Source organism: Gilliamella sp. wkB292 (assembly GCF_001690235.1).
In the GTDB taxonomy this organism is placed as follows: domain Bacteria; phylum Pseudomonadota; class Gammaproteobacteria; order Enterobacterales; family Orbaceae; genus Gilliamella; species Gilliamella apicola_F.
In genome coordinates this window covers 1-17050 of the sequence record NZ_LZGO01000011.1, presented here as the reverse complement: position 1 = coordinate 17050, position 17050 = coordinate 1, and the positions used below count along the sequence as shown (strand labels likewise).

The following is a 17050-nucleotide window of genomic DNA, read 5'->3' as shown; positions in this document are numbered from 1 at the left end:
AATCATGTCTTGGCCTCAGCCTAAAGTGATTGACACATTGAATCCACCGGTAAAATTACATCGTGGAAGATGGTTAGTATTTTTTATTATATTAATGGTGATTACTGGTATTACATTTGCTTTGATGTGGCCAAATAATAATTACCTAAAACAATGGACTTTTTGGTTTGGTCTAATATCTATTCCTACCATTGTTAGCGGTGTGGCGCTTAGTATCCGTTTTTATCTTTACGGTCTAGCACAAGAAGAATATGAAATATGGCAACAAGAACAGAAGATTATTCAGCAAAATTGGCAAGTATGGGCAATGAAATCTTTAATTGTTCTTGATAGTTACTACAGCTTACCAAACCAAATAACAGCAAAACAGATATTAGTAGATAGGTCAAATTTATCTGTTCAAATAAATAACTCGTTAAAATTTGATGAAAAATTAGAAGTTAATCAACACATTGAAGATCTATTTTTTTCTTTGCGCCCTTTTTTTTCTAAACTTCCGTTAACAGAGCCAATTAACATTACGATGTATTCATCGGATCAATCTTACAGTTATGTCGATGACGATATTTATAATGCTTGTCGCGCAGCAAAAATAGATCAGCCTTACACATTTTCACATAAAATGGGGATTCATGCTGATATAGAAAAATTAGTAGAATGGATCGACATTGATCAAAAAACATTACAGTTAGTTATTATTAATAATACCAAATCATCAAATTCTGCTTTCTTATGTGCCTTTTTATTAATGGACAAACAGCAGTATAAAAATTTATCTGTTGATATTGCAAAAGCAGAAATTTTAAGACCTATGACAGCCGATAATTTACAAGTTGCAATCAATCAAATGGTTGAATTACAACCTGCTATTTGTCAAGTAAATCAACTGTGGTTTGCAAATATGGATAATAAGCAAGAAGTCAATATTACAAAACAGTTAGCTGATTTGAATATTTCACCAGAGCAAATGTATAAACTTGAAAGTTTAGTCGGTAATCAAAATGAGCTTTCTTATTGGCTTTCATTAGCACTAGGATGTGAGATGGTAACAGAAACAAAACAAAATAATTTAATTACAGCAATGAGTCAAAATCAATGGTTATTTTCCGTTGTAACAGCTGTTAATCTAGGAGTTATGAATGAATAATAAATGGAAACGGATAGGACTTATTTTCATTATTTTATTAGGTGCTCTATTTTTTGCTACTATTCTCTTTATTTGGGGAGATGCCCTTGGTTATAACTCATTGGGACAAAAAATTGCGATTTGGTTACAAGGAATGCTTTTATTATTAGCCTTATTATTAACACCAATAATCATCTCTAATAGTCGCAGAATTTGGGCAAAAGATAAAGCAAAGCGCGAATCATTGAATCCCATAGAACATAAAAAAACAGAAAAACCGATTCCTTTTTCCGAATTTTTAGATATTAAAAAACAATTTCGATATCGCTACGGCATCTTTTGGCGCTATAAAATTCGCAAATGTTTAGTATTAGGCTCTGCTTCTGATGTTCAAGCTTTATTACCTAATTTAACGGCTGAAGGCTGGCAATTATGTGATGAGACGTTAATGATTTATGGTGGGGATATACAAGATGAGATCAATACTCCTTGGTTGCAAGCCTTAAAAAAACAACTTTCTCGTTGTGTGCCTTTTTGGGGAAAACCAATTAATGCCTTAATTTGGGCTTTACCTGAGCATTATTTAGATAATACAAGGCAACATCAATTAGCTCTCGAAAAAGCAGTAGTCCAGTTACATAAACGAAATAAAATATTAAATTGGTCGGCGCCACTTTATTTAGTTGCAAGGCAAAAAGAAGAGTGGTCACAAGCTGGGCGCATAGAACAAAGTGTTGGCGTTTTCTTTTCAACGGTAAAAAAAGAGTCAATGGAGTCTATTGATTTATCACTTAATCAATTAGCCAAAGATTGTAGTAAACGTGGAATACAACAAATCAAAAAGAATGTTTGTCACGCCTTTTTATTGCAAATTAGCCAAAATTTAGTTAAAGGTGATATCACTAATATTAAACGTTACTTGACCCTGCTGACTTCCTTCCGTTTCTCTCCTTGCGTTCGTGGCCTGTTTTTTATGTCTAACCAGCATAATTCAAATCACGATTCCTCTTTTTTTGAACATTCATTGTTAATGACACCAACATGGCAGTCAATTAGTGATGATGCAAATTTACAATTTGGACGAAGAATGGGGATTCAATGGGGGTTATTATCTTGTTACGCTTTAATTGCTGTAATGACAATGACAAGTGTTGCATTACTGACTTCATTTTTCCGTAATGCATCACTAATCAATGATAGCGTCGAATTGGTTAAACAAGCCGATAATTCAGTAACTCAAAACTATACGGTTCAATTGCAAACTCAATACCAGCTACAACAACGTTTAGAACAGTTACTTTTTCGACAACAACATGGTGCACCATTATCGTATCGATTTGGCTTAAATCATAATGATGCGCTATTAAATAAATTATGGCTTACCTATCGTGCAACCAATTCACGTAATATTGCAACACCATTTTATGACAATATAGCTCAGTACTTAACATTACTGACTGAATTACCACCAAATGATCCTAGACGAAATAAACTGGTAGAATCCGCATATGATGCATTGAAAGCTTATTTAATGATGAATCATCCAGATAAAAGTGATGGAGATTATTTAAGCAAATTTGCTAGTAAAATATGGCGTGCACCTCAAGGAGTCAATGATGGTGATTGGTTACGTTTAATGCCGGATTTGGTTCGTTTTTGGGGACAAGTACTCAATATGCATCCTGATTGGGCACTATCTAGCAATCCGCGTTTGATTAAAGACGTCCGCCAAATTTTGATTAATAATATTGGTGTACAAAATGCGGTGAATACTCTTTACCAAGAGATGATTCAGCGAGCAAGCCAGCACTATGCAAATCAAAACTTAAATCAATTGCTTGAAGGTTTAGATAGCCGATTACTCTTTTCGAATGATATGGATGTACCTGGTGTCTATACCCGAAAAGCTTGGGATGATACCATCAAAGATGAAATTGATAATATTGCTAAGTCACGTAAAGAACAAATCGATTGGGTATTAAGTGATGGGGTAAATGCATCAACATCATCTATTTCGCCTGAGACATTAAAACAACAACTTACTGAACGTTATTTTAGTGAGTATAGTGCCGCTTGGTTGCAATTTTTAAATACAATTGAGTGGCATAAAGCCGATAATGTATCGGATGTGATTGAGCAACTCACTTTACTTGCTGATACCAGACAATCACCATTAATTGCGCTTATGAATGTGGTGAAATACCAATCAGAAGTCGCATATACTGGGGATGGATTATCCGACAGTTTGATTCGTTCAGCACAAGAACTTATGGGGAGTAAATCTCAAACAGGATTACCTAAAAATAATGAAGCATCAGGTCCATTAACAGCAACTTTTTTACCTGTGAACAACTTACTAAAAAATGACAATACTAATGGACTTTCTTTGCAAACTTATTTACTGAGAGTGACGCAAGTTCGCCTCAAGTTACAAAATGTTACAAACAGCGCTGATCCTCAAGCAAGAATGCAAGAATTAGCAAAAAGCGTTTTTAAAGGGACTTCTGTCGATTTAACAGAAACACGCGATTATGGTAACTTAATCGCGGCAAATCTTGGTGAGGAGTGGTCAGGGTTTGGTTACAATTTATTTAAACAGCCTTTAGAACAAGCATGGCAAGTCGTTTTAGAGCCTGCTGCCACAAGCTTTAATGATCTATGGAATAATTATGTGGCAAGTCAATGGGAAAAATCGTTTTCTGGCCGTTATCCATTTAAAGACAGAGAAAATGATGCATCGTTAGCTGAATTAGCGCGCTTTTTACGACCTGACACTGGAATTATTGATCGTTTTATTATCAGTGAATTAAGTGGTGTATTAGAGAAGAAAGGTGGAAGCTGGGTTGTGAATACAGCTAACGCGCAAGGCTTAAATTTTTCACCGAAATTCCTTGAAGCTTTAACATTATTTAATCAAATTGCAACAGAAATATTATCAAGTGGTGATGTTGCTTTGTCGTTTGATATCATGCCTCGCAGTGGAAATAACATCGCGCGTTCTGAATTGGTAATTAATAAACAAAAATTAGAGTATTTTAATCAAATTCCAACATGGCAGCGTTTTAACTGGCCAGGCGATGGCTATTCACTTTCTTCACAATTGAGTTGGAGTAGTGATGCATCTGGAATGCGTCTATATAAGTACTATAGTGGTGACTGGGCATGGATACGTCTACTTGAATCAGCATCTGTGAAACCATTAGATTCAAGTCGTTATGAATTGATTTGGAATGCACCCGATGATCGTAAACTACGCTTTATTTTACGCACCCAATTAGGTGGTGGTCCGTTGACATTGTTAAAATTGCGGAATTTTTCATTGCCACAAAATGTATTTGAATAATGATGTATTATAAAAATGGAATATTTTTATGTTTAGTCAACTATTGAATCGTTTTTTTGGACAGCAAGATCCAAAAGAATCCATAGCACAACAATTAAATCAACATTGGGCTGATTGGTTACAGCCAATTAGTTTAGATAAACCAGCGGGTGAAGATTTAACATATTCTGATTCTTTTCAAGAAATTAAAGAAGAAATAACTAAACTTTCAGGTATTAATTACACGCTGATTGCAACAGAAAGCGAAACTATCTTGAAACAAAATAGTAAAGATATTCGTGTCGCCACTTATTATTGCTTGGCTCGTTTACATATTGATGGTGCAGAAGGATTTGCTGATGGGGTTGAACTACTAGCAGGATTATTGGACAAATTTGGTGAGTCGATTTACCCTTCCCGTCACAATATTCGTAAAAATGCCATAGAATGGTTAGCTAGTAGTAAATTTATTGATGAACTTACCCCATTACAGCCGATACCAGAAGCATGTTTAACACGCATTATTGTTGCATTAAACATGATTGATACCTGTTGTAATACGTTATTTGTAAATGAAGATCTTAATCACCCAATTAGCGCCCCTGATTTAACAGCTTTAGTTCATTTTTTTACAAATGGAATCAAGCAAGCGCCCAACCTAAATAAGACGGAAGAAAATACCGAGGAGCCACCACCTTCCCCACCATTATCTACACCAATTCGTAGCGAAGGTGAAGTCAAAATCAGCTCCCAACGAGACTTACTCGAGCAAGCTAGAAAAATGGCTTCTTTTTTACGCGAAAAACCAGAAGGTTACCTAGCTGCAGGGCGTTTTTTACGAGTTATTCGTTGGGATACCATAAATGATTTACCACCAGCCGATCATCGTGGGAAAACACGATTGCCAGCACCAAGAACAGAACTTAAACAACATATTAGTCGTTTAATTATTCAACAACAATGGTATGATCTTTTTGAACGCGCCGAGGCTGCATTCACCGAAAGTGCCAATCACTTTTGGTTAGATTTACAACGTGCAACCATAATAGCATTACAAAAAATGGGAGAACCTTATCAATCTTGGGCTGATATTTATCTGACTGATATTGGTTTGATGCTAGAACGATTAAACGGTGTTGAACATCTTTGTTTTGAAAATGGGATGCCATTTGCCGATGATGAAACACTAAGTTGGATAAGTAACAATGCCCGTATTCACCATTTAGATGAAGGTGAAAGTATGGTACAAATTGCGGTATCGGGCGAAAACGATTGGAATGAGATTGAAAAACAAGCATTAGAGCTCGCGCACACAGAAAATTTAGAGAAATCGTTTCAATGGTTACAAAATTTACCGTCATTACGCTCTCCTAAGCAACGGTATTTTCTACAATACACCCAAGCACGTGTAGCTGAACAATTTGGTCAACAAGATGTGGCACTAAAACTGTTAACTGGACTTAATGAACAACAACAAGGTATCACGTTATTACAATGGGAACCGGAATTGTTATTTGATGTAAAACGATGTTTACTACGATTAATGAAACAAAAAAATCATCTCAAAGATGGTATAAAACCAAATCTTTCTGCTCAAATTGAGCAGTTACATCATGAATTAATGCAACTCGATCCCGCAAGAGCATTAAGTATAATGTAATATGATTCATGGTATTTGGATAGGAATAATAAATAATAATCAAAGAGACAAACAATGGATGATCTAATTCTACGCTATTACGAATCAGAAATGCGCTATTTGCGTGAAGCAGGAAAAGAATTTGCAAAAATTCATCCTGACAGGGCAAGTGAACTAAATTTAGATCGAGTAGGTGATCGCGATCCTTATGTAGAGCGTTTATTTGAGGGCTTCGCTTTCTTGACAGGGCGCTTACGCCAAAAAATTGATGATGATTTGCCTGAACTCACTGAAAGCCTAGTTAGCCTACTTTGGCCGCATTATTTACGTTTAATACCGTCATTATCGATTATCGAGTTAACGCCCAATTATGCAACATTATCGCGCCAAGAGCTCATTCCTGAAGGATTAAAAGTACAAAGTGAGCCTCTTGGACAAGCTGGCACTAAATGCCCTTATCGAACAACCCAAGATGTTATATTACAACCAATTAAAATTAGTCAAGCTAACTTAGGATTTCACCATGATGGTCGAAGTATGATTACTTTGCGTTTAAGTTTTGGTGAGTTAGCAGATTTTGAACAACTTGATCTATCTAAATTACGACTTTATTTGAATGCTGATGGACCCATTGCATCAACATTGCATTTTGCTTTAACGCAGCAAGTTGCTTCCATGCATTTACGGTATTCAACAAACCCGGAAAATCGGGTAACAATTCAAGGTAAAATAACCCCAGTTGGTTTTTCTGATGATGATCGGTTATGGTTAAAACCAGATAATGCTTTTGCCGGCTATCAGCTTTTATTGGAATATTTTGCTTTTCGTGAAAAGTTTATGTTTGTGGATCTTCATGGACTCAATATTGATGACGTACCAGAGCACTGCCGTTATATCGATATTGAGCTCATTTTAAATCAAAATTGGCCAACCGATATGCCGTTTAATCACGATAATATCCGTTTACATTGTGTTCCGGTCATCAATTTATTTGATTTAGAGGCAGATCCAATCGTTGTTAACCAATTGGAGAGCGAGTATTTACTTAGGCCGTTACTTCGTCAAGATGGACATGTCGAGGTTTATTCTGTTGAACATGTGGAAGCCATCACCCGTAATGGTCGTTATCACTATGTGCCTTTTACCAGCTTCAAACATCGAGGAGGAATGTTAAGGCATGATGCACCTGAAAGATATTATCATACACGCGTTCGCAAAGGTGCATCAGGATTACATGAAACTTGGTTAATTTTGGGCGGTAAGATCTGGGATAAAGATGAAATGTTAGAAACCGAAACATTATCATTACAAATTACCGGTACAAATGGTATGTTGCCGCGTAAAGTATTACGCAATGCACGTATTGATGAGCTTTGTCATGCTCAAAACAGCATAAGCCGTGTACACAATTTATGTTCGCCAACATTACCATGTTATCCGCCAACGGAAGATCGCTTTTATTGGCGCGTTTTGTCGCATTTAGCACCGAATTATCTCTCCTTGATGAATGCAGAAGTGTTACGAGGAACGCTAGCTTTATATGATTGGACCGATAACGAACTCAATCGTCGACGATTGGAGGGCATTGTTAATGTCTCTCATCGAATGATTAAGCGTATCGAAAAAGGAATGCTACAGCGAGGTATAGAAATAGAGGTGACGCTCAATAGTTATCAGTTTGCCGGTGAAGGCGATGTCATGCTTTTTGGTGAGTTGTTACATCAATTTTTTGCCCTGTATGCCGATGTAAATTTATTCACTAAATTAGTTATTATTCCTTTACCAACAGGAAATAAAATTATATGGAATCACAGCAAAATATCGAAAACAGCATTTTAATGCAAACACTTGAAAGTGTTTTGCCAAAAATGAATTTTTATCGTTTTTGTCAATTACTTGAGCAAATGTATGCAAATGAACCTATACTTGGCAAATACGAAACACCCGCAGCCGATCCTTTGCGTTTTGCGCCATCGATCGATATGTCTTTTCCTGCTAGTGAACTAAAATATATCGAAAGAGCACCTTATGTTAATCGACCCGCGACAGTAAGAACACGATTTTTAGGATTATATGGGGTTGACTCTGTACTACCGCTGGGCTTACTTGATAATATCATTCGTCGTGAAGAAAACTATCAAGTAATGACTGATTTCCTGGATATGTTTAATCATCGTACCATCACTCAGTTTTATCGTATTTGGTTAAAATATCATTACCCTGCGAGTTTTTTAAGTGGAGGAAAAGATCCATTATCAAAATGTTTGCTTGGATTGACAGGACTGGGGATCAAAGGCACGGTCGAACAAATTGGTACACCAGCATCACGTTTTTTGGCATTATTAGGTTTAATTACACAAAAAACACGAACAGCTGACGGTATTGTTGGTTTAGTACGTGTTTTAGTACATGATGCAAAAGTAGTAGTAAGTGAATTCTATCCTATTTGGCAGTCAATTGATAACCCAGCACAATTAGGTGATAAAGTACAACCGGTTAGTTTAAACGGAGGGGCGGTATTAGGTTCTCGTTTTAGAGAGTGTAATCAAACCGTTCATATTGCAATTACGCCTCAATATGAACAGCAAGTGATTGATTTACTGCCGGGAGGACAGTTACATCGTGATTTGATGGCTTTATTACGCGCTTATTTAGGTTATCAGGTTGATGCCAAAATGACACTTTGTATTCAACGTCGATTTTTACCACGAAGTCAATTAAAACCTAAAAATAGTCGTCTAGGTCAAACAGCATCATTAATAAAAAACACGACTAATGAAAAGATTGAGGATGAAGTTGCTGTGAACATAGGCCACTACTCTGGAATAGATTATGCTGCATAATAAAAAAGGATTAAATATGAGATTAATTTGTGTATTGATAATAAGTATATTAACCATAGGATTAACGGGTTGTGGAATTGCCCAAAGCGTATCAGAAGGTGCAGTTGGCTTAAGTAATTCTGTTTTTTCATGGGATATTAGGACAATACATCTGGATTTTATTGCAAGAGCAGAATTAAATATGGATGATGACAGCCACTCTTCACCTGTTGTTATCCGTATTTATCAATTAAAAGATGACAAAACATTCAATTCCGCTCCTTATCAGGATCTGGTTAACCAAGATAGTGATGCATTAAAGGAATCATTAATTGAGAGTAAAGAATTGATTTTAAAACCTAATACATCAGTTTCTGTTGATGTTCCTTTTAATAAAAAAGCTGAGGTTGTGGGAATTGCCGCACTTTATAAAGACCCTAATTTAAAGGAAAATAGTTGGCGAATGGTATTAACCCGTAGTGATTTAAATATCACTAAACCACGACAAATTATTGCAAGCCAATATACTATAAAACTAGTGGATGAAAGTAAATGAGTGCTTCATTATACGATATTCTTTATGGCTATTTTCAATCAGGCATCCCCATTGACGATGTAGCGGAAAATGAGCAAACCATTATTAGTGTCATGGATAATATTGAACGTATCTTAAATAGTCGGGCTGGTGCAGTAAAACATATGCCCGATTATGGCTTACCTGATATGTCAACCATCTTTCAAGCCCTACCCTCATCAGCTTATATTTTGATGAGAGCAATAGAACAAACACTATTAAAGTATGAACCTAGGTTATCTTCTATTGATATCCATATCGACGATAAAAACCATGATACTATGGTCCTTGCTTATGAACTAACCTGCCATTTGAAAGAAGGTGGACTTGTCAAATATGGAACTTATTTTATGCCCGATGGTAAAGCACGTTTAAAATATACCCGTAATGGTGTCACTGTTAACAAAAATTGACCCAATAAATAATAAATTTTAAGTTAGTTATTTTCACATAAAATTTATGAAATCGTTTAGCAATCAAAATAAATTGGCCCAAAGCATGTTATGGCATACGATTTGACGATTGGTCTAGTTAAAGGAATTTGTCCCACTAATTTAACACTATTACAAAACTGGCGACATTATGCCGATTGGCGTGACCCTGCTAATACTGATAAGGAAGCAATCGAGTATATGACAAAAGGAGTGCTTCCTAAAGAAATAAAGGAATCAATGGGTTATCCAGAAAAACATATGCCAAAAACTGTCGTTAATAAATATATTTCTTCTTGTTCTACTGACGCAGGAATACAAGCGCAAACTCAGGAACTTTTAAAAGACAAATATGAATTACTAAGTACTTACCCAAAAGTACAGTTTTATTTACCTGAGCCTGATTTAACAACGGAGTAAACTATGTTAGCAATTATCTATCTATTGATTACAACTTCATTCACTATACTTGGGCTTGTTAAGCGTTGGCGAATATGGACAGCTGTCTGTTATTTCGCCTTTTTACTGGTATTTTGTGCGATCATTCCCTTACCAGGCGAAGATAAAAAAAGACAAATTTCACCAACGCAAGTAGTATTCCGATTTGATGCCTATCGCTATTTGCAGTTAACCGGCTCTGATTGCGAAGGCAAACTTTATTATATCGATGAGCAAAAACAGGTTTATAACGAGTTGGCTATCCATTCGGCTGAGGTATTAACAGAACCGTTTGCACATGCTGTTGGGGATTATATTCTAATTCCTCGTACTGATTACGCAACAGTTCGTTATTCCCAAGATGGAGGGAGAACTTTTAAATCAATCGATGTTCATGGTTTTTCTAATATTCCTCGTCCCGGACGAGAACAGATTAAAGGAACCGTTGTTGTTGGAAATCAATTATTTATGGATACCACCAACGGAATTTATCGCTCTCCAAAACCATTTGGCTCCCATATTCAAGTTGATGTGCTTTCATCTAAAGACGTCGAATATTGGAAAGACGGTGAACAATATAATGGTGAACGGTGGCAAGGTGATATAACCGAGATGCCAAAGATGCCCAGTGATTATAAAGGCTGGTATCATTGGCAGTGTGATATTAATAAAAAGCAGTACGAAATAATTTATAATCGCTATGCGCCATTAATAAACTTGCAAGCTAAGTTACGTCAATCGATAGGGTTAATGAATAAAGGAGTACAATAATGTCACGATTAAGTAAATTCTTATTAATCTTTTTTATTATTATCCCTCTCTGTTTATGGGGCTTGATTGTAATGGTTGGCTCAATGTTACCTGAAAAAAGTGAAGTCATAGGATTAACCGTACCACAACCTAAACCTCGTCCCGGGTATGAACTTATTTATCCTGAAGTATATGCGATGGGACCTGATAAAGGCATCTTTTACTATATAAGCGATAAAAGACAGGTGGTGTATCGCTATGATGCAGAGCGTTATTTAGAGCTTCAAGGGGAAAACTGTGAAGGATTAATCTGGTATCACGATGATAAAAATAATATCCACACTCGCATTGATGAAACTTTTTACACCAAAGATAAGTTACCAAAGTTTGAATATTATAATCCTGGGCATGCATATATTGCAGTTCCCACGCAAGATTTAACCGCAGTCATGTATTCACTCGATGGCGGTAAAACGTTTATTAAAGGTACTGTGCCAAGCTACTCAGCAGTATCCGGTGATGAGATAGAACGCTTTATTGGAATAGATGATAAACCTTTAACGGTAAATTTTGAGGATATTCACCCAAAAGACTCTTCTGCATATAACCATAAAATCACAATATCTGGTAATACAGGTTATTTTATTTTAAAAAATGGCGATGTGATATTTGGGGAAACCGTTTTTTTTAATCCACATTCTGATCTAAAACAAGAATATCAAATTTTACGTCACCCAATTCAGGATGAATCTGTCAAATTAGGTGGGATGTACTGGGAAATTTATCATGATCCTGCTTATATCGAACGTGTTGAAGCTTCCAAAAATATCAAAGTTGAGCCTTATCAAGGATGGGATAGGATTCGTTGTGAAATAGGTGCTGAAAAATAATAAGGGGGAAAGATTAATGAGAGGGATCATTAGATTGGGTGATCGACACACTCATGGTGGCAACGTGATTAGTGCTTCCGGAGCCGATTTTGCCGGTAAGCCTGTTGCTTTAGTTGGAGATAAAGTCTCATGCCCTAAACCAGGCCATGGTATAAATCCAATCATTGAAGGCAATGCTACATGGCTAATGTTTAATACTCCTGTTGCTGTTGACGGATGTAAATGTGCATGTGGTTGTACGCTTATTTCAACATTACCAACTGTTGGGAGTGGTAATATGAGTCTATTATAGTACAAAATATCTAGCATAATCATTTTGCTTGGTGGTTTGATGATAGTATTTTTTGATGTTTTTCAACTGGGTGAGATCACTATTTATTGCTAAAGCACCTAAAAAACAGGGTCATAAAGTGAAAACCACCGTATATTTTAGCCAATATGATGAGCTGATTTTGTTATATCAAAAAGTGTAGATACTTTAATTAATACGCTCTGTTTTCTTAACTTTTTTAATGTGAATTTTACCATTTCGATACTTTTGACTACTTTTAATTTGATTGTTTCTAAAATAGATCCTTCATCTGTAACCTATTTAATGAAAAGCTTTTTTTAATGTTGAAATAGTTATCCCATCTATTTTTGTGCTTCTCCTTTAGTAAGACTTTTAACAAAACCTTTGCCTTCCCTATAAGGAATTTACCGTGTTGGTATTCCTGTTATCTAAGATACCTTCACACACCACTAATTAATGTTTTTAAAAATTGATAATCAAATACCATACAAAATCACCCATATTGTAATTTAGCTACAATTATTGTAAATAAATTGCAAAAAATGTTTATATCAGTAAAATAGCATACCTATATAAAAACAAACACCAAATATCAGTAATGATGAGGTGTTTAAATTAAACATAACAACATATTTTATAAGGATATTTTATGGATACAAATGTGCCTATGTTAAAATCAAAAACAGAAGATATTAAAAAATCTGCATTAATTCTTATCGAATGCCAAAATGAATGGCTTCATCCTTCTGGGCATTTATACCAAAGCTTTAAAGATAAAGATCTATTTGAAGAATCAATCAAAAATATTGAATCAAGCTTATTTTATGCAAGGCAAATTCACATGCCAATTATCCATTGTGGTTTGAGATTTCAAAAAGGTTATCCAGAGTTAGCCAATGGAAAAACAGGCCTAAGGCATGCAATTAGTCACTTTGGTACATTTCCTGTCGATAGTTTTAATTCGCAATTTTATGAAACATTAACACCAAAAAATGAAGAATTTATTGTAATGGGTAGAACCGGATCAAGTGGCTTTGCTGGTTCTAATTTAGACATTTACCTTAGAAACAATAGTATTGAAACACTTTATTTAGTAGGATACGCGACCAATGTTTGTGTAGAATCGACCTTTCGTGAAGCTCAAGACAAAGGCTATTTTCCAGTCATCATTAGTGATGCTACAGGTACATTCGATAAAATTCAGCAAGAACACATGTTGAAATACACAGTTCCTCATTACGGCGAATCGATAACGACTAAAGAATTTGAACGATTGTACGATGATCGATAACTTGTTAAAACAATATCAATATTTTCAATAGATTCAATTTAATATAAAAAATAAGTTAGGCTGTCCCAACATTGGGATAGCTATATCATACTCATCAAATTTAAGCTAAATATCAACTAACAGTATTAAAGCAATCAATAGCAATCTTTTTAAATTGAAATATAACGAATCATTAGTAGGTACTTTTTGCTCTTATCTAAAAATATCTCAATGATTGTGAGTTAATTGTTTTGATAAGATTAAAAAATTAATAAGATACCAAAAAATATAGATTTTAATATAAAAGAGATTAAGAGGAATTGAAAACTTTTTATTTAAAATGTGTAAAACAAGTGAAATCTTAGTAATATAGCAAAAAGCTAAACACTAAATTTGTGTGAATAGATTATGAAAAGAATAACATAATGATTATTAATAATAATTATAATGTTAGTCTATTTGTGAGGAGTAGAAAATTGTGAAGTGGAAGCGCTTGGATAACGATAAAAATAATCTTTCTAATAATTAGAATAAATAGTGAACTTATAGAAAGGAAAAGCCCATACCAAAGTATGGACTTTGAATGTAAGTACAAACTTATAGTTTAAAGTAAATGTTCATATTTTGTGAAAATTTCATGAATTTTATTGATATCGGCGGCAGTTAAATCTTCTCGGCTAAATGTAGCATATAACTTCATAATACCCTGTGATGGAGAATCATTAATTGTACTGTAAGCCATTAAACGTGGACAAAACTTAGCCATTGATTGTGCTGATAGTTGTTTATTAATAGTCACATTTTTATGTTTATATACTAATGATTTTTTATTAATATGAATAACATAAACACCATCACTTTCTTGCTGATCTGCTATTTTTTTAATGGCATCTTCTCCTCCCCATCTAAATATAACGCCTGTTTGCCACTTAGCTTCTCCAGCAGAGACGAATGAATGTACATGGTTTTTATATTGTTCGCCGCCCCAATCAAAACCACCTGTTGAAGCTTTAGACATTATAAAAACAAGGCATAGATTCGAATCAGTATTGCCTAAATCATACTGGGTGTGATCAAATAGACTAACATTGCCATTAACTTCAATACCATTAACTGATATTATTGGAGCAGAATTAGAGTCTAAGTTATCATGCCCTATCAAGCTATACTTAATATGATTGATGTTTTGATATTTTGATGCAAGATAAAATAATGCTTTACATTTTTGATCTAATCCTGCTTTTATTAAATCATCAATGAGTAATAATAAGTACTGATTGTCTCGTCTCTGTGATTTATCCATGTAATCTTCATAAATTACATAGGCTTTATCACTTACTGTAGTCAGTGGATTATCGTTTTTATCACTGCCATAATCAACAGTACCTAAATTATTTTTACTCCAATTGACATTTGGGACTTTAATTGCTACACCTGACATAAAAAATCTCCGCTAATTTTTGTGTATTAGTAGACTCGATCAAGTCACTATTTTAATTCTAGTATTTTCTCGCAATGACTTAACTTTGTTGATCTCTTAAATAATAATTAAAAATAACGCACCAGTTATATAAATGGTAATCTTCATTACCTATACGATAGACAATGTTATTATTATCATGCAACTCACCAGCATTCCGGTTCTCTATATTGAAAAAACCATAAGTAATTATTAGATTTTTTGGGCTCTCTTTACACTCTATACGAAGCGTATCGCAATTATTATCATCATTAAGTCGTTCAACTTTAGTTATAATTTCTTTGCCCACTGAATTTTTTATTGAAAACCCTCTATTTGGGATAGTTAAATTTTTATTTTTAAAATATTGAGGTTTATCAAATGTTAAACCAGATTTATTAAATTTCAGGTTTAAAAATTTACCGTTAATAGTGTGAGAAATTGGATGTAATGGTTGCCAATTCTCACCCGATATAACTTTACTCAAAACATAACCGTAATAGGTACCTAATAATTTAGAACTTGGTCCATCTATATGCCATTTATCTTGATAATGTAACTGATATATTGGTGTAGCTAGATAAAATCCACTATCTTGTTCAAGTGCTAACTCTAATTGTGCTAAAGCAACATCAGGACAATCTGGAACAACATTATCAGCACTAAAAGAAGAAGATATTTGATAAGTAATAAAAGGTAAATCAGAATAGTCATCGCCCGTGATTTTTTCAATGTCCTCAATTAAATCAGCTCGCAATTTTCTAAGAGCAGCTTTATACCAGTTGATACCACAATTATAATCAGATTCACCTTGAGTAAAGGTGATTGCAAGTAATCGGTAAGATTTACCTTGTTCAGTTGCGATTCGTTTACCATTTTGGACATCATTAATAATGTTTTGATAGTCGGAGTTGCCTTTAGACAAATTCAATATTGATTGACTTACATGAGCACAATTGGAAGAAAGAATCAATTTATTTTTAAAATTATGAAGTTCAATTTCACGAATAAACATCTCTGCTGTACCAGCAGAAGGGGACTCAAAACTATCAGGAGGGTCTTGCCTTTCAATGTGGTCTACCAATGTTTGATATGGCTTACCGCCAGCAAAACGAGTGCGAATGCCATGATTAAACATTTTAGCGTATGGAGAAAATGGTTGCCCAGAAAGGAGTGGATATGATTTTGTTCCTTCAGCTAATGATTGACCATAAGCAATAATATGATTAATATCAGCAAGCCCTAAATCAGGTGGATAAATTAATGCTTTTAATTTAGATGCGAACTGATTATTAATATTAAATTCTGAATTACCCGCTTCATCAATTTCAAAAGAGACATTGCCTTGCTCATCAGCAATAGTAAAACCATTTTTTTGAGTATTATTGAATGAAAAATTTTCTTTATCGATAAATTGAGCATTGGCTTGTTTATCAATTTTCAGAGCATGATGACCATCATTGTTAGAATCATGTAAATTTTCTGGTATTGACTTTTCAGGATCCGAAAAATCATTCAATGAATCGTTTAAATTTACCATAATTGCAATTCATCCTTTGTTACATATATTAAAAAACAAAATACAGTTATAAATTTAGATAAAGGTTGTTAGATTCAAATCATAACAAGACTTTTTTATTTTTATCTTTATCAAATCTGCATTGTTTTAGTCATTTAAATTAATCAATCCAAAATTATTGCTAAACGATTTTAGTTATTTAAATATTTTAAAAAATTAGTGTTAATACCCTATTTCTATAGTTGATTGAAGAACTCTTTTAGCTTTTTAGCAAATTGACGAGTAATCTTGAACTCTGTGTATCCTTTTTCATCAATTCTAAAAACAACATTACCTAACCTATCAATAATCGAAAAACCATTATTTTGGGTATTAGTAAATGCTGAAGGTTCTTTATTAAGAAATTGAAAGTTACCGTCTTTGTCAATTTTTAAAACATAATCACCATTTCTATTACAAATATAATAACCATCCTCTTTTACATCATAAAAATTTTGCGGAAAAGTGTTTGTTCGATC

At 34.3% G+C, this 17050-nt stretch carries 15 protein-coding genes; 12 read left to right on the top strand and 3 right to left on the bottom strand.

All coding sequences use genetic code 11. From position 1 onward, the window contains the following. Positions 1-4: 4 nt before the first annotated feature. From A9G09_RS00545 to A9G09_RS00490, 12 genes are all read left to right on the top strand, one after another. The gene (locus A9G09_RS00545; protein ID WP_065632978.1) at positions 5-1147 is read left to right on the top strand and encodes a hypothetical protein; all 1143 of its coding nucleotides are present in this window, start codon (positions 5-7) and stop codon (positions 1145-1147) included. Continuing rightward, entirely contained in the window at positions 1140-4469 is a 3330-nt protein-coding gene (locus A9G09_RS00540) for an ImcF-related family protein (RefSeq protein WP_065632977.1), read from the top strand. Before A9G09_RS00545 ends, A9G09_RS00540 begins: the two co-directional genes overlap by 8 nt. 28 nt (positions 4470-4497) lie before the next feature. Next, the gene (gene tssA, locus A9G09_RS00535) at positions 4498-6108 is read left to right on the top strand and encodes a type VI secretion system protein TssA (RefSeq protein ID WP_065632976.1); all 1611 of its coding nucleotides are present in this window, start codon (positions 4498-4500) and stop codon (positions 6106-6108) included. 54 nt (positions 6109-6162) lie between these two features. Beyond that, positions 6163-7926: a type VI secretion system baseplate subunit TssF gene (gene tssF, locus A9G09_RS00530; protein WP_065632975.1), complete on the top strand. Its 1764-nt coding sequence runs from the start codon at positions 6163-6165 to the stop codon at positions 7924-7926. Continuing rightward, positions 7890-8930 (top strand): type VI secretion system baseplate subunit TssG, encoded by a 1041-nt coding sequence (tssG, locus tag A9G09_RS00525; protein ID WP_065632974.1) that lies wholly within the window; start codon positions 7890-7892, stop codon positions 8928-8930. Before tssF ends, tssG begins: the two co-directional genes overlap by 37 nt. 16 nt (positions 8931-8946) lie before the next feature. Beyond that, positions 8947-9465: a type VI secretion system lipoprotein TssJ gene (gene tssJ, locus A9G09_RS00520; protein WP_176700929.1), complete on the top strand. Its 519-nt coding sequence runs from the start codon at positions 8947-8949 to the stop codon at positions 9463-9465. Beyond that, positions 9462-9896 (top strand): type VI secretion system baseplate subunit TssE, encoded by a 435-nt coding sequence (gene tssE, locus A9G09_RS00515; protein WP_065632972.1) that lies wholly within the window; start codon positions 9462-9464, stop codon positions 9894-9896. The genes tssJ and tssE overlap by 4 nt, the downstream gene beginning before the upstream one ends. Positions 9897-9986: 90 nt before the next feature. Beyond that, a complete protein-coding gene (locus tag A9G09_RS00510; protein ID WP_065632971.1) occupies positions 9987-10334 on the top strand; it encodes a hypothetical protein in 348 nt (115 codons plus the stop codon). A 3-nt stretch (positions 10335-10337) separates the two neighbouring features. Beyond that, positions 10338-11123, top strand: coding sequence for a hypothetical protein (locus tag A9G09_RS00505; protein WP_065632970.1), 786 nt, complete (start codon positions 10338-10340; stop codon positions 11121-11123). Then, the gene (locus tag A9G09_RS00500; RefSeq protein ID WP_065632969.1) at positions 11123-11992 is read left to right on the top strand and encodes a hypothetical protein; all 870 of its coding nucleotides are present in this window, start codon (positions 11123-11125) and stop codon (positions 11990-11992) included. Before A9G09_RS00505 ends, A9G09_RS00500 begins: the two co-directional genes overlap by 1 nt. 16 nt (positions 11993-12008) lie before the next feature. Beyond that, the gene (locus A9G09_RS00495; protein WP_065632968.1) at positions 12009-12284 is read left to right on the top strand and encodes a PAAR domain-containing protein; all 276 of its coding nucleotides are present in this window, start codon (positions 12009-12011) and stop codon (positions 12282-12284) included. Between the two features lie 649 nt (positions 12285-12933). Continuing rightward, positions 12934-13575: a cysteine hydrolase gene (locus tag A9G09_RS00490; RefSeq protein ID WP_065632967.1), complete on the top strand. Its 642-nt coding sequence runs from the start codon at positions 12934-12936 to the stop codon at positions 13573-13575. 583 nt (positions 13576-14158) lie between these two features. Here the strand turns inward: A9G09_RS00490 and A9G09_RS00485 are convergent. The 3 genes from A9G09_RS00485 to A9G09_RS12810 form a co-directional block, all read right to left on the bottom strand. Then, positions 14159-14995, bottom strand: a complete 837-nt coding sequence (locus A9G09_RS00485; protein WP_065632966.1) for a hypothetical protein — start codon at positions 14993-14995, stop codon at positions 14159-14161. A gap of 79 nt (positions 14996-15074) precedes the next feature. Beyond that, a complete protein-coding gene (locus A9G09_RS00480) occupies positions 15075-16553 on the bottom strand; it encodes a sialate O-acetylesterase (RefSeq protein WP_065632965.1) in 1479 nt (492 codons plus the stop codon). 215 nt (positions 16554-16768) lie between these two features. Beyond that, positions 16769-17050, bottom strand: a 282-nt coding sequence (locus tag A9G09_RS12810; protein WP_176700928.1) for a hypothetical protein, incomplete at its 5' end; no start/stop codon positions are given.